The sequence below is a fragment of the Candidatus Zixiibacteriota bacterium genome (assembly GCA_040752595.1).
Taxonomy (GTDB): domain Bacteria; phylum Zixibacteria; class MSB-5A5; order WJJR01; family WJJR01; genus JACQFV01.
The window spans coordinates 173,642-199,235 of sequence record JBFMGX010000004.1 but is presented as its reverse complement, the minus strand read 5'-3'; the positions used below and the strand labels follow the sequence as shown (position 1 = coordinate 199,235).

The window sequence follows — 25,594 nt, the reverse complement described above, 5'->3', positions numbered from 1 at the left end:
AAGTGTCGTTGTGAGGCTGTGAACCTGTGCGTCCATGCCGTGGGAGGGTTATCGATCTTGCCGCTTCATCCGAATCTCACGGATGCGGAGGCCGGAGAGTGACCGCGACGATCTTCCCGGCCGAGGCGTCGGCAATCCAGATCACCGAATCCACCACCGCGACGTCGCACGGCGCGCTGAAACGCTCGATGGCAGGGGGCAGTCCGGTCAGGGTCCGGATCCAACGACCGTTAGCGGCAAACACCATCACGGCCTTCGCTCCCGGATCGGCGACAAAACACTGGCCGCGGCGGTCCACAGCGACGCTCCGCGGCTCGATCAGGTCGGTGCCGCCGATCTCGCGCAACGGCACGCCAGCGGGATCATACACGAGAACGCGTCTTGTGCCGGGATCACAAACGTAGATTTCGTTGCCGTCGGGCGAGCAGTCGAGGCCCTCGGGGCGCAGCACTCGTCCCCAACCGGCATCGGGACCGCCGAAGGATGCCACGAAACCACCGGCGGCATCGAAATGATGCACCAAGGCATTCGTCTGATCCGAAACGTAGCATTCCCCCTGGAGACCAAAGGCGATCCCGACCGGTCGGCCGATGACCAAGCCAAGCGCCCCGTACGGCGCCGCGATACTGCCGACCGGGTGGAGCCGCGGATCACAGATCGTGACCGCCCCGGTCTCGACGCCGGTGACAAAGACATTTCCCAGACGGTCCATGCGCACAAAACCAGGCGGATGCGGCGTGATACCCGCCGCCAGCAGCGGTCGCAGCCGACCGTCACCGCCGCCCGGTCCGGCCAGTGACCAGAGTCGGCCACCAGCGGGGTCGGCGATTACCAGTGCATCGTCGCCGGACAATGCCATCGACAGGGGCTCGAACGCTTCTGTGGAAACCGGTGTCGCTGTCCCCGGTATACGGTTCGATAGACGTTCGAGGTAGTCGCGGTCGATGATTGAAATGACAAGCAACTCGGAGGTCGGCGTCACCTGCGGTGTCACGAACGACGAAGACCCGGCACAGCCGAGCATCAGCAGTATCACCGAGAGTGTGCCAAGTCGACGCCAACACGGTGCAGAGCGTCGGGGCAGACCACCGATCCACCCATCGGTGGTGTTGGTCAGAATTGCCGGGAAAGAACCAGTCCGAATGCCGGGTGATCCAGACTGGGAACGCCTTTCAGGTGCACCTTCCACTGTGACGTCTCCATGCGCGCACGGCGATTGGCCGACCGGGCGGTCCGCCAGGCGTCGATGGCGGCGATCAGTCGGTCGACGACAGCGGCACCGAGCGTGAAGCGAGCGCGATTGTCGGCCTCGCTTTTCTGATTGCGGAGGGTGCGATAGCGTCGCATCGCCGCCTGGGAATCCCATTGCCAGTCCCAGACCGGGCTATCCGGGTAGTATGGTCGCCCCGGTGCCAAGAGGCGACCGTATTCATTGTATTCATCCCGCGATTCATAGAAGGTGATCAGGCGATAGAAATCAACGCTCTTACCGGCTGGGTCGATTCCGGCATGAACACGAGCGTAGGACTGATAGCTGTCTTCTTTGATGCTGCTGACAGTACGGAAGTACCCAAACAGAGTCCACGTCGCAGCTTCGCCGACGAGGAAGACGCCGGCACGGCCCTTGGCACCGGCATACCACTGCCCGGCGCCGGGGAGTATGAGCGAATACGCCACGGCGCGTGTCACGTTGACCTTGTCCCGGTCTTCGGTGCCGAACTCACTGTCGCGTTCCGTGCGTGGTCGAGCGAGCGCGCTTACCGGGGAGAAGACGGGCACGGCAGGGCGTGCCCCTACGATTGCCAGCGGATCGTTATCGATTGCGGACAGAGGGTTTCCAGCCCCCTGACGGTGCGTGCTGAGCACGCACCCTACAAGCCCTGTCGTGTCTGGAACGGGCAAGGCCGGCTGTTGATCGGCCCGACATGTCGCAGAGGAGCATACTACGAGAGCCAGTACCGGGACAAGCACACTTAATATCTCCCTCACCCGATCCGTCCTCCGGACGGATGGACCTCTCCCCCTCGACTTCGCTCGGGGCAGGCCGGAGGGAGAGGTTAGTGCTCGTCCGACGTCGACCATGTGTGATGCTCTCGATCTCACGGCTGTCAGAATCGATACGCCACGGTAACGCGCGGCATGAGCTTGCCATCGGAGCCACGGACCAGACGAATCTGGTGGTCCACGGTGCCGAATCGGTCCTGGGCCCGGTTGTAGCGTCGCGCTCCAATCGCAGCTTCAAATGCCGACAGAAGGTGATTCGCGATGGTGGCGACCAGCATCGTCGAGGCGCGTTTGTATTCCTTGTTGGCGTCGTCACGCAGCTTCAGATAGTGGCGGCGGTTGGCCGAGATGAGATTGAAGCGCGCGGTGTCGGTGGGTCCGGTCGGGAGGCTGTCGGGGGTGGGCGAGACGCTGTCGACCGTGTATCGGTAGTCATCCCATCCGAAGTTGAACTGGCTGTACTTGCCGACGTTCTCGTAGTACTCGCCCTTTGGGACTTTCACGGTACCGAGCGTGTCCTTAAAATACGCGTGGTGGGAGAAGGTCTTGCTTCGCAGCGAGTCGGTATCATCGATGTACGTGTAGATCCGGGTGTCCATCAGCCGCTGGTCATAGTCGGGAGGAAATTGCTCGGTCGGATAGAAGACGCGGCGCAGGCCGGCAAAATACCTCGTACTGTCCCAGTGCGCGTCGGCGTACGCCACGTATTCGTCCTCCCTGTCCACTCCCTTGCTGTGGAAATGGGACACCCCGTACCATCCCGCCGCCTCCAGCCCGAGAAAGAGAAACGGCTTGATGCGCGAGCCGTTGTACCACTGGCCCCAACCGGGAATGAGGAACGACTGCAGGAAGGCGCGCCGCGGGCTTTTCTTCTTGAAGCCATAGACATCGACCGGCTCATCGCCGGTGGCCTGGGCCAACAGCGGCGCAGCAGGCTCGGATGTCGCCGTCATCGAGAGGAGGATCGGTTGTTGCCAAGTCGCGCGCTCAAGCGCGAGATCCGTGGTCTCAAGCGAGCCGGTGGCACAGGCGGCCTTGGTGGTGATTGTCAAGGCGGCTGCCACGACCGTCATTACGATCCAGATTCGTGCATGTCGATCCGGTTTCACACGTCCTCCTTCATGAGGGCACGGCAGGCCGCAGCCCTACAGATAATGCACGTGGGGCGATGACGTCTGGGTTATCGCGATCCAGGGACCATCGCAGAGGGTTGTTCACGATGTATTCTCGCGCACGGAGCAGTTCGTCTTCGTTGCGTATTACGTGTTCGTAGTAATTGCGTTGCCAGACGGCGGCTCCGGGTGTGCGGCGCAGGAGGTTGATCGATCGGGTCGATGCCGATTTGAAGGCGCGTACGATGGTCGGCAGTGAGCCCGCAACGGGACGTGCGAATCGTTCCTCTGTAGGGGCACGGCGTGCCGTGCCCGACGGATGGGAGAGAATGATGATCCCGTGCACGTGGTTGGGCATGACCACGAACACATCCAGCACAACCTGCGGATGGTGTGTCGGTATCACCATCCATTCGTGACGAGCGGCGCACCCAAGGGGATTCAAATGCACGGTCCCATCCACGACATCGCCCAAGATACAGGCGCGATCGCGTGTACAAATCGTGACGAAATACGCCCCTGCGCGTGTGTAGTCGTACCCGGCTATGCGCACGGAGCGGCGATGAGGCAATGTGTGATTGGTGTTCACCGCGCACCATGAGCGGGCACGGCACGCCGTGCCCCTACAGGGGGTCGAAGGTGGGGGGCCGTGGCCCGATGGATATACAGGGTCATTGCACCACCGCCAATTTGCAGAATGCCGTCTCCGTCTGTCCGCCCGCGCGCCGGGTCACTTCCAGCCGCGCGAAGTAAACTCCCGATGCCGCCTGGGCGCAAGACCAAGTCCACTCGTTGTAGACACCGCCGACGCCGGGACCATCTGCCTCGGTGATGAGATTGCCGGCCAAGTCATAGATGCGGATGCTGACTGTGGCATCATCGCCGAGCCAATAGCGTACAATCGCGCGGTCGCTGGCCGGATTGGGATAGACATAGGCACGTTCGCTGACGAAGAACTGAGTCGGCGTGACCAGCGGTTCCAGTTCATCAGTCGGTACCGTGGCAGTGTGTCGGGGATCACGCCCCGCCATCGGCCAGATGGCACGAGCAGCCTCGGTCGCAGGAACGGGAAGGTTGAAGGCATAGAGATACCCGTCCGCGGCACGCGCGAAGATGGCCGCTGTGGCCTCGTCGCTGTTGAGCGCCCAAGCGACCGGAGCAGTCAGCGCAGACCCGACCGGACGCGGCATCTGTGCCAGTCGTTCGCCCTGCTTATCCCAGCCATAGATGGCGCGACTGGCTCCGCCGGTCAGCAACGCCAGACTCTGGGTGTTGCCCATATCAATGATGGCGGCGGCCGGTGCGAGCGAATCCGGCTCATTGCTGCGGCCGATCGTGATCGGGAAATTGGAAAGAGGCGTGCCGTTTCGTGCATAGGCATGGAGCATGCCTTCGCCGGCGACCACAATGTCGAGGTATCCATCGCGGTCGACGTCGGCGAGAACCGGGGCCGACGAAGGGGTGAATCCCATTTCAACGGGGAAGTCCGACGCGACATTCAAGGTGGAATCCAGGACCCACAACCGCCCGGCCGCCGTGACGACAGCGTAGTCAAGCCGACCATCATGGTCGACGTCGCCGAGCGCAGGTGTCATGAGTGAGTCGCTCCCCATTGCGACCCGTTGTTCACCGTCGAACCGCGACACGAACCAGGAGCCGTCGAGGTTGAAGACCATCATCGCGTTTTGCGGACCTGTTCCCGCGGTGCTGCGGATCACGCCGGGAGCGACGTTGATCTCCCGGACACCGTCGTCGAGATGAAACAGATTGTAGAAGGCGCCGTTGATCGGGAGATACAAGTCCTTCAACGATGTGCTACCGGGGCGGTCCCAGATGATCGGCGGACCGCTGGGGGCTCCGACGGCCCGGCGTACGAAGAGCGTATCGAACAGACTGTCTCCGTCAGCATCCTGCATCCGCCAGGCGTAGACGCGCCCGGCGCGGGAAACGGCAACGAGCGTGCTAAACTGATCGGGGACATTGTAGATGAGCGGCGCCGATACCCACCCGCCGTCGTCGGGGTTGCCGACAGCGACGGCGCGAAGTGACTTCAACGTAGCGGTCGTGTCGAAGCCGAGAGTTGAATCCTGGACTTGGATGCCCGCGAGCGACGCGCCATCCCAAGCATAGGCGAGGATGTAATTTTCATAACCGAGAAAGACCTCGGGCCGACCATCGCCGGGAGTGCGCCAATCGCCGGCCACGGAGCGCTTGATGTCGGTGATAATCGGCGCGCCGACGTCGCCGGATTGGTTACCGACGTAGATCGGGAATCCGGGAAGCGTGCCGGCCGTCGTTACATGGAAGAGCATGGTTCTTCCGGGCACGGAGATGTTGCTGATGCGGACGCCGGTGTACCCGCCGGTGTAGCTCTTGGCCGGGGGGATCGTGGTGGGACTGAGCTCCATGTTGTGCGGGCGGTAATAGTAGTCTCCTGCACTGCCCGTATAGTAACGGAAGATCCCCGGGGCGCCGAGCTGCGAGAGTCCGTCCGCTTCGATCACGCGCACGAAGCGTCGGTTGTCATCCCATTGTAGTGTGTTGGCGAGGAAGTTGTCGGGCGCATCATCAGCGGTCACGTAATCGAGCGCCGCCACCCCCTCATCGACATGCCAGATCAGCAGCCCGTTGCCGGGGAGAAGGAAATCGTATTCCCGCGTCAACTGCGGCGGGACACCGGGGATCAGCGCCGTGTCGGCAGGGCCAAGGACAACGTTGGTTGCCGAGTCGAGGCGCAGCCCCGCGGCTTCATCGCCGTCGAGATCGTACAGGCGGTTCTCCAGCAGATAGTACTCGCTCTGCGAGATGGGCACGCGCCAGACCTGACGATTGGACGGGACGACTTCCAGATCTTCGGCCGCCCAGACGGGGACATTGCTGGAATCGGTGACGGTCGCCACGTCAACAAATCCGAGGTAGGCACGAGACCAAGGATCAGGCAGAACCGGCAGCGCGCCGAAGATGATGCGCGCTCTCCCATCGACTTCGGCCTCGATGCCGACATCGGCGGCGTTGTTGTCCATCAGGGAGAAATTGCCGACACACGTGGCACCGTTGTAGGTGTTGTACAAGTCGACCAGTCCCAACTGATGACCGAACTCGTGCGCGAGTACGGCATTGAGCACACTGATGCGGCCGTCCTGGATCATCGTTTCGGGCATGATGATCGCTTCGCTCAGCGTATCCGCCCCGGCACGCAACAGGATCGGCTGTGCCATGCCTCCGGGGGGACGGCTGATGTATGGTTTGTCCAGTCGGAGAAATGCCGAGAAGAGATCATGCGGTGTGTCATCCGCGATGTCAGTCTGCCGATCGGCGCCGGCGTGGAAGATGATCACGGCATCATAGTCGGGGAAATGCAAGTCAGGATCGGCAGCGGCAGCTTCGGCGGCGTCTATCACGAACTGCTGCAGTCCCCAAACCACGCCGGAGTCGTCCCCTCGCGTGCGACCGTAGTGGGACATCGGGTTCGGCAACTGATACGCCGCGTCGGAATCCTCGGGAAACACCGCCCATTCCAGACGCAGATGATCGTTGGACACGGTGTTCCAGTAGGCATTGAGCGCTCGCAGATGCGCCTCGAAGTAGCGCTTGGTGTGCGGCGCGCTGTCGAAGGAGTGACCGTTCGAATCCCGATAGGCGATCGTATCGCGGCGGTCGAATCGCCCGGTGCCGGTGGTCAGCGGATCATCGGGAGATTCCAACGGGAACTCGACGCGAATCGCGACGACCCGCAGCACCGTCGGTTCCTGTGCCGGCATCCCGGCTGCCAGCCGCCCGGAAGAAACCGGTGTGTCCCGCCGGAGCCCGAGGAGATTGCGCTCCGACGGCACCGGGCAAAAGCAACGGCGCGATGAAGATTCGGCGCGCATCGTCGTGTCGATCACCAAGGCACCACGGTCCAAGTGGACGACGTGCGCCGCCGTATTCCAGGTTGCCGCCGCATGGGGGCAGGATGGCCATATTGCCGCGACGGCAAGAAGCAGAAGATTTCGCGAATACTGCCACATCGCTGGTCCCACTTGAAACGGGGCTTCCCCCTCACCACTTCGACTTCGCTCAGTGCAAGCCGATCCGCCTATGGCGTATCGACCTCTCTCCCTCACTCTGTTCGGGACAGTGCCGGTGGGAGAGGTTAACACTGCCCTCACCAGCGGAATGCACATGAGCCGGGCGCGCGGTCCCATGATCCCTGCTGTCTTCAAAAGCGTCCCGTCATGCTCACACGCAGCGTGTTGGCCAGCGGCAGGTCTTTGTTGGAGGGGATATAGGCGACATCCATCTCGAAGCGCTGGTACGACAGACCGGCGCCGAGCGTCGCCGTCTTGATTTCCCCGTCCTGATCGTAAATATACCCGCCGCGCAGCGCCACAAACGATCCATACCAGTACTCGGCGCCGCCGTTGAACACGGTCTGCTTCACTTCCTCAGAGGTGCTGCTGGTCAGGTCGACAAGCTCCTTGTTGGCCTCGCCAATGATGGTCAGCCGGTTGTACGGCGAATCCCATATGCGGTAGGCGAAGCCGAGCGCGAGGTTGCGCGGCAATGGGTCGGACTGCTGGGCGTCAATATAGGAGATGTTGGGCCCCACGTTGGTGAGCGCGGCGCCGAGCGTCAGCCGTCGCCACGGCGTCCGATAGAGAAGACCGGCGTCCATGGCAAAGGCGGTGGCGCTGCCCGAGCCGATCTCCGCTCCCGCGCCCTGATCGGCCAAACGGGAGTAGATGATCTTCGCCGACAGACCGGCGGCCAGATTGGGATTGAGGCGCGTTCCATAGGACAGGGACAATGCGCCGTCGAAGGAATGGAAGGGATTGCCGACGTTGCCGAGTTCATCGGTGCGGATGATTTCGCCGTATGAAAGAAACGTGATCGCCGCGCCGACCGTGCCGATTCCCTCGATGTTGGCGACGTAGGTCAGGTACTCATAGTACAAGTCGAGATTGAATTCGGGGAGCCAGTTGACATGCATGAAGCTGATCTCTTTGTGGGGATGCTGGTAGACGACGACGCGATTGTCGGTGACAAACCACACGTCGCCGCCCTCGGCCACGATCGCATGTACTTGATCCTGTTCCAGCTCGCCATGAAAGTAGCGGCTCCACTGGCCGGACGAGACTTCCAGTTGTCCCACCTCGGTGGCGATCAGCATTTGATCGCCCGCGGCAGCCATGTCGAGGATGTGCGCCCCGGCCGGGTTGCGGTACACGTACACGGTCCGACCGGCGGGAATCTGGCCGTCGGGCAGATTGTTGTAGAGTTTGACATATTCCGCGAGGCGCTGGACTCTCTCCGGTGTTGCCCGCTTGCCGAGACGGGACTCGGCGAGCGCTTCGGCCGTGGTCGCCTCTTCGACCAAAACTGCCTCGTATCCGAATGAGGTCCATCGGCCCTTGCCGAAGCGGAATGTCCCGACCGTCGTCCCGACCCACAGGCGATCGTACGCGTCGAGTTCCATGCCGGTCACGTCCCCACGAATTCCCAGGGAATAGGGGATGGCAATGGTCTTCCCGGCCAGTGGCGCGGTATCGGCGGGGATGTCGCCGGCGGAACGCACGGCTTCCAACGCACGGCCGATCACAACCGCATCGTCGGTATCCAAGAAGCGCTCCACGACGGAGCGGAGCGAATCGCCGACATTGGCGGTCACGGACGCAGTGCTGGAGAACATCTTCCCGTCATAAGCGGCCAACCCCGCGTTGGTGAGAACCCACCCGGCGCGAGATCCGGCGAGAGTGATCTTCAGCACACGCGGATCGGGAAGCCCCCGATCGGAACCGATCGTCTCCCATTGGCCGGAGCTCCGGGCCAACAGGCCGCTGTCAGTGCCGACCCAGAGACGTCTTCCGCCGGCGGCCGCCAGACAATTGATCCGGGTCGTCCTCCAATCGATCCCATCGGGCGGCGGCACGACTTCCCAGCGTTCCCCGTTGAATTGCAGGAGGCCGTTGCTGGCGGCGACATAGATCGTGCTACCATCGGATGCAATGGCCTGTACCGGGGGGCGGATCAGGTCATTCAACTGGACGGGAATGGTGTGAGGCAGGACCAACGACACGCTGCGCTCCATCGTGAAGCGGATGCGATCCAACAAGGACAAGTCGGCCGGACCGGACTCCGGCAACGCCGCCATCGCAGTGCGGAGCTCCGGGAGGCGATCGGTCCCGACTCTCCCCTCGAGAAACGCCGTCCTGAATTCACGAATCACGTTTTCGAGCGTCGTGCGATCCCGGTACCCTTCCGGCATGGCCCCGCCGATGCGTGCCAGCATCGGTTCCAGCTCCGCGAGGGGAATGCCGACTTCGCCGGCGGCCGATCGACGGGCGATCGTCTCCGCCTCGTCCTCAGTCATGAAGGGGGCGTAGCGGAGGATGGCCGCCGAAACGGAACTGACACCGTCGGTCGACAACTCCAACGTGTTGCCCCTGGGAGCGGTGAAACCGGTCGCGGCGGCCGACTTAACTTGCTGTGCGGCCCTCGACGGATGGAAGACTGTCAGGCCGGAATCGGTCAAGATCCAAAGGTCATACCCGGTGAAGTTGTCGTAGGGCAGTCCATTCTTGAGCGGCACGGCGTCCAGCACCTGGCCGGACGGCGCGAGCGGATACTCGCTCCACTCGGTGTTGAGGGGATATGTTCCCAGCCCGGCGGGGTTCCAGTGCGTGGCCGTCGCGTCATTGGCCATCGCCACGAACGATTCCCCGATCCCCGCGGCACGGGCTCCCGGCGCGATGCGCAAGAACAGCACACCGGCGTTCACCTGGGCCCGCGCCGTCGTTGCCGGCCATAGCAGCGCCAGTGCGATCAGCATCGCCAGCGCGGTTTTCATGCGTTGCATCTGTCGTACCCCTTCCACCGATCCGCCGACGTGTGTCCCATGGGACAGCCTGCGACCGTTCTCGTTTATGTGAGCATGCTTCCTGATCTTCATATGGTGCTCCGTGGTACTCTCGCCGGGAACCGCCGGGATCGGCCTTCACCGTGATACTACCAACTTGGCCTCTCTGTATGCCCTCTTATCGACCACTTTTCCCTGCGATGACACCAGTTGCCCGGTGACTTCCAGTTGGGCCAGATAGACGCCGTTGCCGACCGGATCACCGGCCGCATCCCTGCCGTTCCATTCGACCTCGCCGTCGCGGGCCGACCCCGTCTCCCAGATGAGGCGGCCGGCGACCGTGAAAATCCGGATTTTCGCCCTGCGGACTTCGCGCGTGGCGCGAAAATAGAACGTCGTCCGTTCGGAGAACGGATTGGGGTAGTTGAGGAACTCAGTCACGCGGAACTCGTCGGCGCTCCCGGCGCTACTGATCGTGACATCGACCACGTGCCGGGTGGAGTTGTTGGCGTTGTCCCAACCGGTGACAGTCAGCCGTTGAGATCCCTTCGCCAGTCCCGCCAAAGACACGTCGGCTCTCCCCCGGTCGAACACCCCAGGATCGTAAGTAAACACGTCGGTGAGATCGGCGAAAGGACGATCACCGTCGTTGACCGTAACCAGGAGCCGGTGCCCCGGCGCGCCGCTGAGGTTGATTCCCGAGGGGTCGGAGAGCATGACGACGACCCCAGACCCTTCGGCCAACGTGAAACCGTCGACAATCGGTTCCCCGCGGGTCGTTTCCAAACGCACCTGTGGTCCGGACGTGTCGCTGGGCGCGATCGCCGTGCCGGAGAGCCAGAGCGAATCGACACTGCCGTTGGCCATCCGCGTGGCCGCGGCCGCGTGACCCATGATGCGCGCTCCCCGTTCGCCGTAGGCGATGTCTTTGGGAACGATGAATCCGAAGGCGAATCGTCCCCCCTGGACCGGCACGCGGCCGCGATAGAGGGTGCCCCCCGCCAGATCGTATTCGATCGACGTCGTCGCGTCGATCGCATGAACCCGATGGCGATCGACGTCGCGCGCGATGATGCTGACCTCACCGTCGAATCCCGACTGGAGGGTTCCGGCGGTGTCGGTGATACAACCGGCAACACGCGTCAGCGCAAGAGCCGACAGACTCTCGGGCTGCACGGTATCGAATTGCACACGCAAATCGGGGATGCCCAAGCGCATCGCCGGATCGCCAAAGAGGACATAGCCGCGATCATTCTGACAGGGGCAAATCGGCGCCTGGCAGTTGCTGAAGAGGCGGCAGGACGGTTCGAAATACTGCCGGCGCAGCTTGCCGGTATACACCGCCGCGCCGATCCCCGTAATGCCGCGCGTGAACAGGAGGTTGAACACCTCTTCGTTCAAGTCGGCATTGGCCAGCGCCGCGGCCAGCCGGGTGGCGGAGACCACGGCTACGGCCCCGCCGGGTGACATCCGGAACCACTCCTCCGACATTCCCTCCCGCACAGGGTCGTCGAACAGCCCGATGGAGCAAGAGAAGGTCAACACCGCAGTCGGAGTTGTGGCATTCACGAGTCGGGGCAGATCGGTCACCCGCTCAAAAACGTGTTCATGGGCCAACAGATCGGGATTGCCGTGCCCGAGGTAGTCGAAGACCGCGACGCCGTCATTGAGGCCGGCGATGATCGCTTCCTTGGCCATCGGTTTGGTGCACCCGCGGGCGCTGGGATCGTTGCACCCCGGATTGTTGAAGGGATATTCTGTCAGATAGATCTTCTCCAGATCGAAGCGACCGGGAATCGTCGTGCGGGCGATCTGCTCGGCGTCGTTGATGTGAAAGGTCTCGCGGACAGACCCCAGATTGCGATCGCCGAATTCGTCATCGGCCACCATCATGATGCGGGAGCGCCAGGGGCCGAGGTTCTCCGTCGACTCATAGCGGCGCACCTTCGCCGTGACGGCGCCAATCTCCGCCTGTGTGCGCACCGGCCAGCGCCCGATCAGCATATCGGGGAACGGGTTGTCCTGGGGATTGGGCACGGCATTCAGGACCGCGGCATCGGAGAAGTACACATAGCTCTCATCGGAGACCACGTTGTCGTCGCGGACGATGTAGGGCGGCACGTAGTTGACCGAGCGCGCCCCGGTGCGGTCGAGGTAGTCATTCGATCCATCACCGACCAAGAGCGCATAGACAGGGGCCGGTGACGGCCAGCCGAAGTGGCACTGCCGCAGGAAGCGCCGGATGGCGACCGGATCGGCGACGCCGAGGGAGAAGCTGTTGTAGACATCCTCCAGCGCGACAAAGCGCGTACGCAAGCCGTCATGAACGGCACGATAGTCCAGGAATGCTCCGGTGGCCGCGGCGAACGCGCGCGGGCCGATCGCGACATAGTCGGCGCCGGTCGCCGGGGTGTGCAGGTCGACCGTCGTAACCCGTTGCAGACTCTGCGGCCGCAGCCGCTGCGACGGCCGGGCGGCAAAGAAGACGCGGCGCGCACCTTGCGCCAGCACCGTCCCAAAACGGGTGGTGCTGCCGTCGACGGCCAGACTGCTGAGTGCGAATGGGCCGGCCGGGTCGGTCACATCCCAGACATCGGCATCGGCGGCGTTGGCGAGGATGAAGTTGACCGTCCCGTTCGTATCGGGGGCCAGGAACTCAACCGCGCCATCGGCGCAGTCGAGGCGCCGTTGATATTCAATCGAATAGTAGTCGAGGTAGTAGTTCGACGACGGAGTCGAGTCGAACGCCAGGACAAAGGTCGCCGCCGGATCAAAGGCGGACAGATCGAACTGGGAGATGGTGCTTCGGTCCTCCCCGGTTCCGGGATACAGGCGCGTGGGCAGGGAGTTGACGCCGCCGGTCACCAGGCGGGCGGGGTCGCGCCCGGCGAACCCGGCGAAGGTACCGAATTCGATCATGGCCGGGGCGCCGGCCACGGGGTCATGGACGGCATCGAGGGCGATGCTGCCGACGCGCTGGTTGCGCCAATACCACGTGTAGTAGCTCTCCGTGTAGCCCAACGTGTTGACGCGGAAGAAGTGGTCCTCTTCATGACGGGCGCGGCTGGTACCGGCGAAACGATCCGTCGCAGCGGAAAGCGGCGGGGCCGCGGTGGCGGTCAGTCGCAAGGGAGGACCGGCGAAATCGCCCGCCGCGGCGAGCCAGTAAACGTTGTCCCGGTCATAGCGGTGGACCACGTCAATCGGCCGGCCATTGTCACCGGGCTCCCAGCGATTGAGCCCCTGCGCCCAAAAAAGCAGGGAGTCGGTCTCATCGAAAGTGCCATCGGCCTCACCGATGATACGGATAGGAACCTGCCGCAACCCGGGCGGTGCGGACGACATCAAAGTCGATAGTTGCCGACCGGAACCGGCGAACAGCCGGAAGTTGCGCGGATCGAGCGTGGCCGGGGTGATTCCCCCCGAGCGGAAATCGGCGGCGGTCACGGCGACGACACCTTCTTCGCGGGTACGGATCGCAATCCACTGATCCGTGCCGACGAAGGGATTGGTGTCGGTGATTGCCGCGCGGGACATGTCGATGGGGTCGGTCGAGCGCCACAGTCTCCCCTGTTCCGGGTTGATGAGGATATTCGCGAGGATCTGGTCGAATGGGTCCGCGGGATTGGGCACGGTTGCTGTCGCTGTCTCTGCTCCCGCGTGATCGAAGCGCACCTGGACAGTCAACGAGGGGCGAAACTCGACCTCACCCGATGCCGACACCACGGTCAGCGGGTGCAGGATCAGCCGCGCCATCCGCACGCCGTGCATGGTGAAGATCCGGTCGACGGCCACCGGAGAATCGGGATACGGACCGGCCCCTGCGGCGAGCGACCCGCGCGCGGCCCGCGACATGGAGGGGCGAACGAGCCGCTCTGACGGAGCGCTACCGATCAATTGCGCGTCGACAACGGCGGAGCCAAGCGGCAACGCGACATAAACGATACGGCCTTGTATTGGGGGAAACCCGGGGGTCGAATTCAGGGCAGCGTTGGCCAGTGCCGGGTATTCTCCGGCAGGTCCAGTACGCCAGGCAAGTTCGCCGGGGCGGTACTCAAACGTTATGCTGGAGTTGGAGAGGGAGAGAATCGAACAGTCATCATACCCGCCAGCGGAAGCTGCAGGCAGGGCACGAAGAATCCAGGCCAGTGCAATCAAGAAGACTCGATGGCGGTGACAGCGCACGTTCACCCTGCTCGCAGCACTCGTCTAACTGTGTCGTGCTCCACGCGTCCCAAGATAACTGGGCAGACAGCATGGGGCAATCAATCGAGCAGGTGCGCTAAGACCTCCTTTAGGGCGGCGGAACCCGCCGAACCCCGAGTCAATTAATGCGTTAGGACTCCCAAAGTCAACTGATGTTTGATCCTGTCTCGCCCCGATGGTTGTATACCAAGCAGGAGTGATTCCCGCCCATTGCATGCAAAGACGGGGCCAGAATGGCGTGTCACCGCCGTTCCGGGGATTCAATGGGTAATGTCGCAGGACGATCAGCGGACACCATGGCAGATTGTGCAAGGCGTTGCGAGAAGTCGTCATTTGGCCGCCGTGGGGGTCGATCTGGGATCGACCCCTACAATTGTCGCTGGATCGAGGCACGCACAAACGAGTTTGTGCGTGCCACCCCGGGCAGGGCATTACGGGATATCGCGTAGGGGCGACCCGGCGGGTCGCCCTCTTTGTTCGCCCGACGAAGGACGAGGACCGCCAGAGGCGGGTGAACACTGCCTCGCCCCTACCGAACAAGAACCAAGAGGTTGAAAACCCCCTGTCCGCGATCCCGACAGTGATCGTCTGAGGACAGGGGGCTTTCAACCCCCTGCGGTGGGCGGAGCCCACCCTACCACGCCGGTGTACCGGGTCGACCTGGGATCGACTCCTACGAATCCCGTATCCGGTGGAGCATGCCCCGTCAGAACCGCATGATTTTCATGGCTTTATCATTGACAACCGAAATTGGCCGGTTATATTGCTTATGAGTCGTCGGCGGAGCGACCACGGTACCGTTCTTGTCGTGTTGTGATCGGCATGAGAAACCCCGGAGTTGTGTGGGTGATGTTGGCGGTCGCCGGTTTGGCGACCGGGGTTCTGTTTTCATGTTCCGGCCCGCGTCCGACGCAGCCGAACACGGAGCCGCCGGTTCCGACGACGCTGCAATGGGTCGGCACCGAAGTCCTGTACCGTGATGTCCCTGGGAAACACGATCATTCCCTGCTGTTTGTGCTGGCCACGTGGTGTGGGTGGTGCAAGAAGCTCAAGGCGGAGACGTTGACCGATTCCACCGTCATTCACATCCTGGGTAAGTCGTTCAATATCGCCCAGATTGACCCGGACTCGGACACGCTTGTCGCCTACGCGGACTCCAGCGTGACCTGTCGTGGTCTCGCCCGCACGATCTATCGCGTGACCGGGTATCCGACGGTGATCGTTCTGAACCGTGAAGGTCGTGAGACGAGTCAGATCGTCGGATTCCGCACGGCGACGGCGCTTGTAAAGGAGTTGGAGCAGATACTGGGTGTGCCTTGAGTGTCAGGCAGAACCAGGGATCGAACTGAAGTCACTCACGTGAGGGGATCAAGATGTTGAAGCGAGTGATTCGCAGTCTGGCTTGCGGCGCGGTGTACTGCCTTTTTGTCCCTGGCATCGCATCGGCCATGGTCATTGCGGGCCTGCCGGCCCATCCGGCGCAGGTGGAGAGAATCCCCGGTGTCCTGGTCGTGAACTTGGAACCCGGAGTGAAGCCCAACGATCTCAAAGCCCATCCCACCGGTGCGGTGATGGGGATTCCCGGCGTGGACGAGCTGAACCTGAAGTTTGATCTGCAGAACTACCGTGCCCTCTTCCCCGGCGCCCAGCCAACGAAGGCACCGCATAATGCCCCCGATCTGAGCGGCTGGTATGTGCTCGAGTTTGATGAGAGTGTCGATCTCGATCGGGCCGCCGCCGAATACCAGAGCGACCCCCGTGTCGCCAAGGTCGAGTACGATTTCTATGCCTACATCATGCGCTCACCCAACGACCCGCAGTTCAGTCAGCAATGGGACCTGCAGCAGTTCAATGACCACGACATCGACGCCACGGAGGCCTGGGACAACACGGTGGGCGGGGGGGTCATTCTCGCCGACACCGACACCGGTGTGCAATGGAACCATGAGGACCTCTACGACAATATCTGGGTCAATCCGGGGGAGGATCTCGATTCCGACGGCGTGGTGATGGATGCCTCCGACATAAACGGGATCGATGATGACGGGAATGGGTATGTCGATGATCTGATCGGGTGGGACTTTGTTTCCGGTGGGAGCGCGGTTTGGCCGGGTGAGGATGGATCAGTTCAGGACAACGATCCGAAGGATTTCAACGGTCATGGCACGCACACGTCCGGGACGATCGCGGCGGTGACCAACAACGGCAAGGGCGTCGCCGGGATCGCGGGCGGCTTCGGACCGGCCACCGAGCCGGGGTGCAAGATCATGTGCCTGCGGATGGGATACTCGTTCAATGACGGCGGCGTCGAGAACGGGCGCACGCACATGGACTATGTGGCGCAAGCGTTCCGCTACGCCGCGGACAACGGCGCGGTGGCGATCAACTACAGTTTCGGCTCATCGTCGGGGGGCGGAATCGAGGCGGCCACCGACTACGCGGTCGCCCATGGATTGGTCATTTCCGCGGCGGCGGGAAACGAAAACAGCCAATCGCTCGGGTATCTGCAGTCGCGCAACGACGTCCTCTGCGTCGCCTCCACCAACCAGGGCGACCAGAAGTCGAGCTTCTCCAACTACAGTCCGTTGGTGGACGTATCGGCCCCCGGTTCCTCCATTCGCAGCACCGTATCGAATCACTACTCGCCGTCCTATGCCACCTACGGCGGGACGTCGATGGCGGCGCCTCACGTGGTCGGATTGGTCGGACTGATCCGGACTTTGAATCCTCTGCTGACGCGACAGGAAGCGTTCGACATCATCATCAACACCGCCGACGACATCGACGCGCTGAATCCCGGGTACGCCGGCCTGCTCGGCTCGGGACGGATCAACGCGGCGAACGCCGTGGCCAACCTCGCGTCGACCAACTTCGACGCCGCCCCTCTGATCGGAGAGGCGCCGCTGACGGTGCAGTTCAATGACAGTTCCAAGACACCGGCCACCGGATGGACGTGGGACTTCGGCGACGGTGATTCGGCATTCACCCAGAATCCGGTCCATGTGTACGGAGGCGGTCTATACGAAGTGTCGCTGCGCACGCAGACGGTGATCGGTCAGGGGTTCAAGATCAAGACCAACTATGTGACCGCGCTGGCCGAGACGGTGGTCACGGCCAATGCCTCGGTTCCGGCCGGGCCGGGGCAAGCGGTGATGGTGGAGTTGTCGGCCACCAACTTCCAGCCGGTGACGGAACTGATCTTCCCCTTCATCGCGACCAATATCCCGGCGACCGCGAACATCGATTCGGTCGTCACCAGCGGGTGTCGCACGTCATACTTCGAGTATTTCCACTTCGATTATGACAACCGCTTCAATGGCCAGATGGCGGTGCGCCTGCGCGCCGACAATGGCGGCGGCAGCGCACCGTTGCCCCCCGGCAGCGGCCCGATTCTGCGTTTGTGGATGACCACGGTCCCCGGCGCCGATCCCGACCTGCCGGTTGTGATCGACACCGCCACGCTCCTGGGCACGTATGCATTCCAGTTTCAGTCACCCGTACTGTCCTACCAGCCCGTCTTCTACCCCGGCTCGTTGAGCATCGATGTCGCACGGGGGGACCTGAACTATGACGGCCTGTTGAACGTCACGGACGTGGTCGCGGAAGTGGGGATCGTCTTCCGGGGCAATCCCCTGCCGCCGCGGGCATTCCTGGTCGACACAAACTGTGACGGCCAGTACTCCCTACAGGATGTCATTCGTCTGATCGAGCATGTCTTCCGCGGGGGCACCGCCCCGGTTTGCCCATAACCGCGTAGAGTTCCGGAAATTCCCACAGGAGGGCCGCGGCTGCGCGACCCTCTTTCTCTACATGGCTTGGAACGCCATTGTCTGTTGTGATCCTGGGCACCCAAATGTACCTTCGCGTTCGCTTGGGATTTGCCCTGCGGTCAGCGTATGATCAAGACAAGTACGAAGAGCGCGTCGCAGCCCCGGAATGATCGAACGACGGAATTCATGTTGTTCGGAATCGGCGTACTGACGCTCTGGCATTTGATCGCGGCAGGAATACCGGGAATCAGAACCTGGGGCCTGGACTACTGGTCGGAAGTTCCTGTGTCTGTCCGGTGGTTGCTCGTGGTATTGGTCGGTGCCGCCATGCTCGCTCCGGTGGCGCGGTCCGTTGATGCCAGCGTCACACAGATACGCATACGCGTGGGACGATGGGGAGGAGTGCTGCTGGCCGCGGGGTTGGTCGCGCTCTTCCTGGTCTTTCGTTCGCGGGGCCTGGCCTACGGTGACGGTTACTCGTTTCCCGGATACTTGGCGGGCGGGAAACTGCCACAACTCGGGTCGCAATTGATGGTCATGTGGCTCGATTTGGTCACGCACTGGGCCTTCCACCGAGCTCTGGTCATGCCGTTCGGCGGCTCGGTGGAATTGACCTATGGAATCATCAGCGCTCTGGCCGGAGTGTTCATGCTGTGGGCGATCGTGCGCATGGCAGCCGCGGTCGCCGCCGGACATCCGGCGAGGCGGCTGCTCGTCGCCTCGGCTTTGGCCAGCGGGTCCGTCGCGCTCTGGTTCAGCTACGTCGAAGCATACTCGCTCACCAACGCCGCCGGACTGTGGGCGCTGGTGTTCGCGATTGAGTCGCAGAAGCGACCGCGACGGATGTGGCTGGCCTGGGCACTATGGGCTTTGGCCTGCGCCTTTCATCTTCAGGCATTGCCCTTGGCCCTCCCGCTGGCCTGGGCGACATGGCGCCTACGCCGACTGGCGGCTGCGCCGCTGACCCGACAGATGGCAGGCGTCCGCTTCGCGGTGGGTTTCGCGATCTGTGCCTTGGGGAGCATCCTCATGCACCTGACCGGCCATGCCGTGACAGTCCCCCTCTGGAGCACGCCCGACTCGGCCTACACCGCGTTGTCGCTACCTCATCTCCTCGATGCGCTCAATCAGATACTGCTGGTGGCCCCTGTCGGCGCGCTGGGCTTGATACTCTGGCTGACACAGAGGGTCGACACGCCGTCACGGCCGGAATCCCGAGCCATCACACCGCAAACCGGCAGCGGCGTCCTGGCCGTGGCGGTCGTCGCACTGTGGTACTTCGCATTCTGGGTCGATCCACTCTTGGGAGCGTTTCGGGATTGGGATCTGCTGGCGGGATTCGGCATCCCGATGTCGCTGTGGGCGGGGACGGTGATACTGGGCCGATCCCGTGCGACTCTTTCCTGGCGTTGGGTGCCGGTGGCCGCGTTGGCCGTTGCCCATGTGGCTCCCTTTATCTTCGCGCTTCAGAACGAGACGAGAGCCGCGCTGCGCGTTGACCGCCTCGTGCGGCAGGACATGCATTACTCAGGGGGGTTTTACCGGGGTATGCGGCTGGTGTCGTGGGGATTCCTGATGGCCAAGAAGCAGGGACGTTGGGACATCGCCGCTGAGCATTTCCGTCGCCGCGCCGAGTACACGCCCGACGATGTCATGTCGTGGAAGAACCTCGGGGCTACGTACGAGCACCTCGGACGATATGACAGCGCCGTGACCGCATACGAGCGGGCCATGCGACTGGACAGCACCGATCTTTCGATTTGTAAAGCGTTGGGGCTTTTGGGAGCGCGGCTTGACCAGCCAGAGCGCACACGAGACATGTTCGAGAGGGCCCTGAATCTATCGGACACGTCACTGCAGTCGCGCACCCTTCTGTCACAAGCGTATCAGCGGCTCGGAATGTTGGAGAAAGCTGACACGATGGCGGCGGAGACATCGCGGCGCTGGCCGGGTCATTTCGAGGCCTATTACATCCGCGCTCGTGGTGCCATAGCGGCCGGGGACACGGCCGCAGCATTACGGTACTACCAGGAAGCCGTCGATCGCCATCCCGACGAAGAGGAGGTCTATGTGCGCCTCGTGGCATTATGCCAGCAGAGCAGGGACCGAGAGCGCACGGCGGCAGCGGCCCGGTTGTGGGAGGCGAACTTCCCCGCGCATGCCCGCGCTTCGTTCATTCTGGGCACCTCCTACGTCATGCTCAGCCAGTACGATTCTGCCAATGCCGCATTGACGCGGGCGTTGAAGCACGCGCCGGACGACGCTCTGGCGATCTACTATCTGGCCATGACCCACCGACACCTGGGGCAGCCGAACAGGGCGCGTGAGTTGGCGCAGAGGGCGGCTCGACTGGACACGACTCTGGCCCTGCCGTGGATGGAACTGGTGTATCTGGCGGATGACGCCGGTGACCGTGCCGCCGCAGTCGCCGCGACGCGGGAGTACCTGCGTCGTTCCCCTGCCGACTCCGGCCAGCCCTATTTCCGCAAGTTCCTGGAGCCATAGCACTGCGTTTCCCCGCCTTACAATGGGTTTCAGAACTTCGTGCGAGACATGAGTTGTTGGTGCCACGGGTCTTTAGACCCGTGAACTCCCAAGGGTGGAGGGAAGCGGCACGGGTCTGAAGACCCGTGGCACATCAACTCATTTGGGCTATGAAACCGACTCTAGTCACGTGCGACCGCTTCTGTCGGGTGATTTTCCTGTAACAGGTTCAGGAACATGACGGCAGAACGGGTGTAGGATGGACTCGGAACCCAGTTGCGGTTCTCGCGAAAAGGTCATGCCTTGACGGCCAGCACTGAGCGGCAGCGTACTTGCGTTCTTGGGTCCCGGAAGCGGGACAACGGCCCAAAAACGGCCCGTATGTGCAACGGGGAGAACAATTGTTGCAAAACACGATCCACGGATGCATCGTACAAGAAGGTGCCGCGCGGTGACGGACGCGGCGATGATCAAACCGACAGGATGAGCCATGAATAACGAGCGACGTTTCCGGTTGTACACGCTGTTTCTGGCCGTGGCGGCGGCGGCGACGATCTGGATTGTGGGATCGGGTGAGGCGACCCCCCACCGCGAGGCGGTCTGGGCCCAGACCGATGGCGGCACGGTGGACACCGACCGCAGCCGCAATCTGATGCGGGAGACGCTGTACAAGTACACACGTCTCTTGAACGACATCTCCTTCCGCATCCAGTCGAACTACATGGACACGGTCAACACCAAGGACATGGTCTATGCCGGCATTCGCGGCATGCTGGACGTCCTGGACCCATTTTCCGTACTGATGGAACAGCGGAATTACGATCAGTTGATGGAGTCCACGCACGGGAAGTACGAGGGTCTGGGGATGCAGATCGACCGGCGCGAGGACACGATCACAATCATCGCCCCGATCGAGGGGACGCCGGCGCAGCGTGTCGGACTGCAGGCGGGCGACCGGATTGTCGCCATCGACGGCAAGCCGACCTTCGGCATGACGACCGAGCAGGCGGCCAAATTGATGCGGGGACCGGCGGGCACGAAGGTCGTACTGACGATCGTCCGCGCCGGTCTGCATGAGCCCTTGGACTACACGGTCGACCGCGCCGTGATCGAGTTGAAGTCGGTGCCGTACTACGGCATGGCCGACGAGCAGAACAAGATCGGCTATTTGCGGCTCAACAAGTTCTCGGAGACGACGGACCAGGAGCTGCGGGAGGCGCTCACCGACCTGAAGAACCAGGGGGCCAGGAGTCTGATCTTCGATCTGCGCTACAACGGCGGCGGGTTGCTCGATCAGGCGGTCAAGACTTCGAATCTCTTCCTGGCGAAGGACAAGCTGATCGTCTACACGCAGGGGCGCGATCCGGAATCGCAGCACAAGTACTTTTCCTCCGAAGACCCGGTCCTCCCCGACCTGCCGTTGGTCGTGCTTGTGGACGAGGGGACGGCCTCCGCCAGCGAGATCGTTTCCGGCGCGATTCAGGACTGGGACCGTGGGTTGATTGTCGGGAATACGACGTTCGGCAAGGGACTCGTGCAACAGGTGTTCCGGCTCCCGGAAACCGACGACGTGGCTCTCAAGTTGACGACGGCGCGCTACTATATTCCGTCGGGGCGTTCCATTCAGAAGCCGAGCCGCGCCACCAAACACCCCGGCACCAAAGAGGAAGCCGACGACGACTCGTTGGTCGACAAGCCGCGTTCCGATGCGGAGGTGTACTACACGAACAAGGGGCGCAAGGTGTTCGGCGGCGGCGGCGTTGTCCCCGACGTGCTGGTCGAGCGGCAGTTGTCCAAACCGCTGGAGATCGACCTGTGGCGTCAGGGAAAGTTCTTCAACTTCGCCGTCCACTACACCGCGACGCACCCGAATGCGTCGATGGACTTCGTGGCGGACGATGCCGTTCTCGAGGCCTTCCGGCAGTACCTGCGGGACGATAAGTTCGACTTCAAGACGGAGACCGAAGTCGAGCTCGACAAGATCACGGCCGATCTGAAGGATGATCCGGCCCGCCAGGCGATCTATGAACCCACGCTCGCGCAGATGCGTGAACTGGTGGCCCGCGAGAAGGAGCTGGCATTTGACGAAAGCCAGGACCTCCTGAAGGGCGAGATTCGGCGTGCGGTTCTCAACAAGCTGTACGGGGAACGCGGGTACTATGAGGGATATGTGTTGCGGGAAGACCAGTACGTGCAGAGGGCGCGCGAGATCCTCACGTCCAAGGACGAGTACCGGCATCTGCTGGCGGGCGATCGGAAGAGCTGACCGACCGCACGAGTTTTCACATGTGAAGACGGCCCCCGATGGGGCCGTTCTTCATTTTGTTGTATGGTGCGTGGCCGCCTCGGAATGTCCGTGCTTCGCCGGGGGGAACAAGGGCTTGAAACCCCTTGTCCTCGAGATGTGAAGTCCCAGTGGAAGCGCGTCGTTCGCGTTGAGGCAAGGGGCTTCAACCCTTTGGAAGGTGGGCGGAGCCCACCCTACGAGACACATGAACGCGTGCCCGCGATCTTTGATCGCGGCTTCCGTCATTCGACGCAACAACCGAGGACAAGGGGCTTCAGCCCCTTGCGGGCGGGCAGAGCCCGCCCTACGTGCGAATGCGTGTGCCCGCGATCTTTGATCGCGGATGCGGGCACGGCACGCCGTGCCCCTACTTGATGATCACTAGCTTGCCGATCTGTCTACCCAACCGCGAATCGACCCGCCAGATGTAGATACCGGACACCACCGCCTGCGTGTTGCGCGAGATCAGGTCCCAGCCGACGATCGATGGGTACGTCGTCAGGAACGGATCGGGATGCAGAATCTTGCGGACCAAGTCGCCATCGAGCGTGTAGATGTTGATCTCCGCCGTGTCGGGGAGATTGATGAACCAGATACGCCGGTCGCGCTCGTCCATCACCGGCTTCCCCGGTCCCTCATACCCCTCACGATAGTAACTGGTCCAGTCACCGAAGGCATCCTTGAACTGGATCTTGTACGGATTGGGAAAGACCGAGACCTGCAGACCCGAATCGATGACGACGTCGGAGGAGTACAGCAGGTGGCAGTATTGGCTGTTGGTGTGGGGGGACCCTTCCAACGTGGTCACATTGCGAACATAGTCGCCATAGTCATAAGCGGTGATGGCGAAGTACAAAGGGATGGCGGCGTTCAGATTGTCGAGCGTCATCTCGTAGATGCCATAACTGAGCGTATCGCTGTCGATGATCGTGTCCTGCTCGCCGACCTTCTGGATCAGATTGTCCTCCCAACGGTCCGCGCCCCAGTAGCGGTTCCCCCGGTTGGCGTTCTCCGGTATCCAATACGAGTAGCGCAGCCGTGGGACGATCTCGATGATGGTCCCGTGCACGTCGACCACGGTGTCGATGATCGTGTCGCGGTAGGCGGATTCGAAGGACGGATGTGAATGGTCCAGAGGATCGAATTCCGGATCGTCCATGACGGCGCGCCATTGGTCCACAGTCAACGGATAGGAGACCTGTTTCCAGTCGTTGGTCTTGGACTGGTAGGCCCATCGGGTGAAGTCGTCCGGTTTATCCCAACTGGCGATCAGTTCGTATTTGTCATCGACGTCGAAGCGCGACGAGTAGACCCGGTATCCCTCCCAGTCGCGCTTGCGCGAGAGCTGGTCCCGGCTCGTTTCTGGAATCGCGCCATTCCAGCGGAGTGTGATCTTGTGCGGCGCGGTGCTGAACTCGAACGGCGGCGAGGACGGCGCCTGCGGCCCGGCCCAATCGGGGATGCCATCGCCTTTGTACCAGACCGTGTCGCAGACCGTCCCGCTGGGATTGCAGTTGGTCACATGATATTTCCCGCGATATCCATCGCCGTCGGTGTCGACACCGGGGAAATCAAATATCCAGTCGGCCCAGCAGGCATTCTGGATCAGATCGGTGAAGTCGAGATTGTCGAGGTAGCGCTTGGGATTCATGGGATCGAAGTTGTCGGCGAAGTTGCGGGGATTAGTATGGAAGTTGGCGCCGGCGATCAGGGCGAAGGTGAAGGGAATTGAATCGCCAGGCGGGATGTCAGGTAGGGGGCCGTAAGAGAGCACGAATGAGATCCATGTGCCTTGGGCGATTTCGCGCATGGCATCTTGAGGGAGATTCGGGGACCATCCTTCCGCGTAGTGATCCAAGGCACAGTAGACCTGATCGTAATCGATCTCGCCGTTTGTCATCATCCGGTACCGATGACGATCGCCGAGCGGCATTCCCTGAGAAGGGGTGAATCGGAGTTGGTCTCGCTGTCGCCGTGGACCCCAAGCGTAATCGGTCCCCGACGTAGAACCCCACCAGTTGAAACTGAAGTTGCCACCCATGGGTGCACGTAAGATACGCACGCCCAAGACGGCAGTGGGGGACCGCTCGAAATAAGATCCCGACCTAGTCGGTTTCCCATCTATGTCCGCGGCCCACGCGACGTCGAGCGTGTCCACCGTCGCCGAAACTATACCTGGAACCTCACGCAAGAGGCCACAGGTACCGTCGCCGAAGGTACCGCCCGTGTAGCCAACCAATGGGGAGAGAGATAATCCCACGGCGCATTGATGAAGAGTGTCGCCGGAGATATTCTCGATCCAATACTCAAAGATGATGAACCGCTTGGCAAATCCGGTGGACCACGAATGACTGGTTTGGTGGAATGCGAGCCCTATCGGCCGGTGCCGACGGTTCTCGATGAAGTCGATTCCGGAATGAGATGATACTGAAGTGTCATAGAAGGTTGTGAAGTACTCCTGGTCACTTATGGCCTCACTGCTATAGTAACGCGATCCGGGAACGCGGGAAGATTCACGAATCGTGTCGTATGCCATGAACTCGTATGTCCAGAAACCCAGTGCTGAGGAACTGACCAGCGTGTCCATATGTCGGATACATCCAATTGCCAAGCCGCCGGTCTCCAAGTATTGGACAGTTGATCGGCCGGGAAACTCGAAGCATGGATCCCAGTCGATCCGCAAAGCGTCGCGATCCTTGTGCGAGAGTGCCGGAGGTTGATCGCGATAGCAAGCCCAGCACGGCCCGTCATTGGGCACCCCGTACCAAATGTCCCCGACGTAGTGCAGACGAAGGTCAAAGACCGGCAGGATTAGGTGCTCGCCCGTCGCGGGCGCGCCAAGGATACACAGAAGAACTGCAGACGCGACATTGACTGCAATTGTACGGGACGA

Annotated in this window: 12 protein-coding genes; 4 read left to right on the top strand and 8 right to left on the bottom strand. The window is 62.1% G+C overall.

What is annotated here, in order from left to right; translation table 11 throughout:
• Positions 1-76: 76 nt before the first annotated feature.
• The 7 genes from AB1792_01200 to porU form a co-directional block, all read right to left on the bottom strand.
• On the bottom strand, positions 77-1,024 hold the full coding sequence (locus AB1792_01200; GenBank protein MEW5700833.1) for an NHL repeat-containing protein: 948 nt from the start codon (positions 1,022-1,024) through the stop codon (positions 77-79).
• Between the two features lie 89 nt (positions 1,025-1,113).
• A complete protein-coding gene (locus AB1792_01195; protein ID MEW5700832.1) occupies positions 1,114-1,779 on the bottom strand; it encodes a hypothetical protein in 666 nt (221 codons plus the stop codon).
• Between the two features lie 329 nt (positions 1,780-2,108).
• The gene (locus AB1792_01190) at positions 2,109-3,113 is read right to left on the bottom strand and encodes a hypothetical protein (GenBank protein MEW5700831.1); all 1,005 of its coding nucleotides are present in this window, start codon (positions 3,111-3,113) and stop codon (positions 2,109-2,111) included.
• A gap of 10 nt (positions 3,114-3,123) precedes the next feature.
• Positions 3,124-3,705: a transposase gene (locus tag AB1792_01185; protein MEW5700830.1), complete on the bottom strand. Its 582-nt coding sequence runs from the start codon at positions 3,703-3,705 to the stop codon at positions 3,124-3,126.
• An 82-nt stretch (positions 3,706-3,787) separates the two neighbouring features.
• Positions 3,788-7,126, bottom strand: coding sequence for a T9SS type A sorting domain-containing protein (locus AB1792_01180; protein ID MEW5700829.1), 3,339 nt, complete (start codon positions 7,124-7,126; stop codon positions 3,788-3,790).
• Between the two features lie 191 nt (positions 7,127-7,317).
• Entirely contained in the window at positions 7,318-10,047 is a 2,730-nt protein-coding gene (locus tag AB1792_01175) for a PorV/PorQ family protein (GenBank protein ID MEW5700828.1), read from the bottom strand.
• Positions 10,048-10,092: 45 nt separating this feature from the next.
• Positions 10,093-13,809, bottom strand: a complete 3,717-nt coding sequence (porU, locus tag AB1792_01170) for a type IX secretion system sortase PorU (GenBank protein MEW5700827.1) — start codon at positions 13,807-13,809, stop codon at positions 10,093-10,095.
• 1,173 nt (positions 13,810-14,982) lie between these two features.
• Here porU and AB1792_01165 point away from each other — a divergent pair.
• The 4 genes from AB1792_01165 (at position 14,983) to AB1792_01150 (ending at position 22,680) form a co-directional block, all read left to right on the top strand.
• On the top strand, positions 14,983-15,480 hold the full coding sequence (locus AB1792_01165) for a thioredoxin fold domain-containing protein (GenBank protein MEW5700826.1): 498 nt from the start codon (positions 14,983-14,985) through the stop codon (positions 15,478-15,480).
• 53 nt (positions 15,481-15,533) lie between these two features.
• Positions 15,534-17,909, top strand: a complete 2,376-nt coding sequence (locus AB1792_01160) for a S8 family serine peptidase (GenBank protein ID MEW5700825.1) — start codon at positions 15,534-15,536, stop codon at positions 17,907-17,909.
• Between the two features lie 207 nt (positions 17,910-18,116).
• Positions 18,117-20,435: a tetratricopeptide repeat protein gene (locus AB1792_01155; protein ID MEW5700824.1), complete on the top strand. Its 2,319-nt coding sequence runs from the start codon at positions 18,117-18,119 to the stop codon at positions 20,433-20,435.
• A gap of 469 nt (positions 20,436-20,904) precedes the next feature.
• Positions 20,905-22,680: a S41 family peptidase gene (locus AB1792_01150; GenBank protein MEW5700823.1), complete on the top strand. Its 1,776-nt coding sequence runs from the start codon at positions 20,905-20,907 to the stop codon at positions 22,678-22,680.
• A gap of 388 nt (positions 22,681-23,068) precedes the next feature.
• Here AB1792_01150 and AB1792_01145 read toward each other — a convergent pair whose 3' ends face one another.
• Positions 23,069-25,288, bottom strand: a complete 2,220-nt coding sequence (locus AB1792_01145) for a hypothetical protein (protein ID MEW5700822.1) — start codon at positions 25,286-25,288, stop codon at positions 23,069-23,071.
• Between the last annotated feature and the right edge of the window lie 306 nt (positions 25,289-25,594).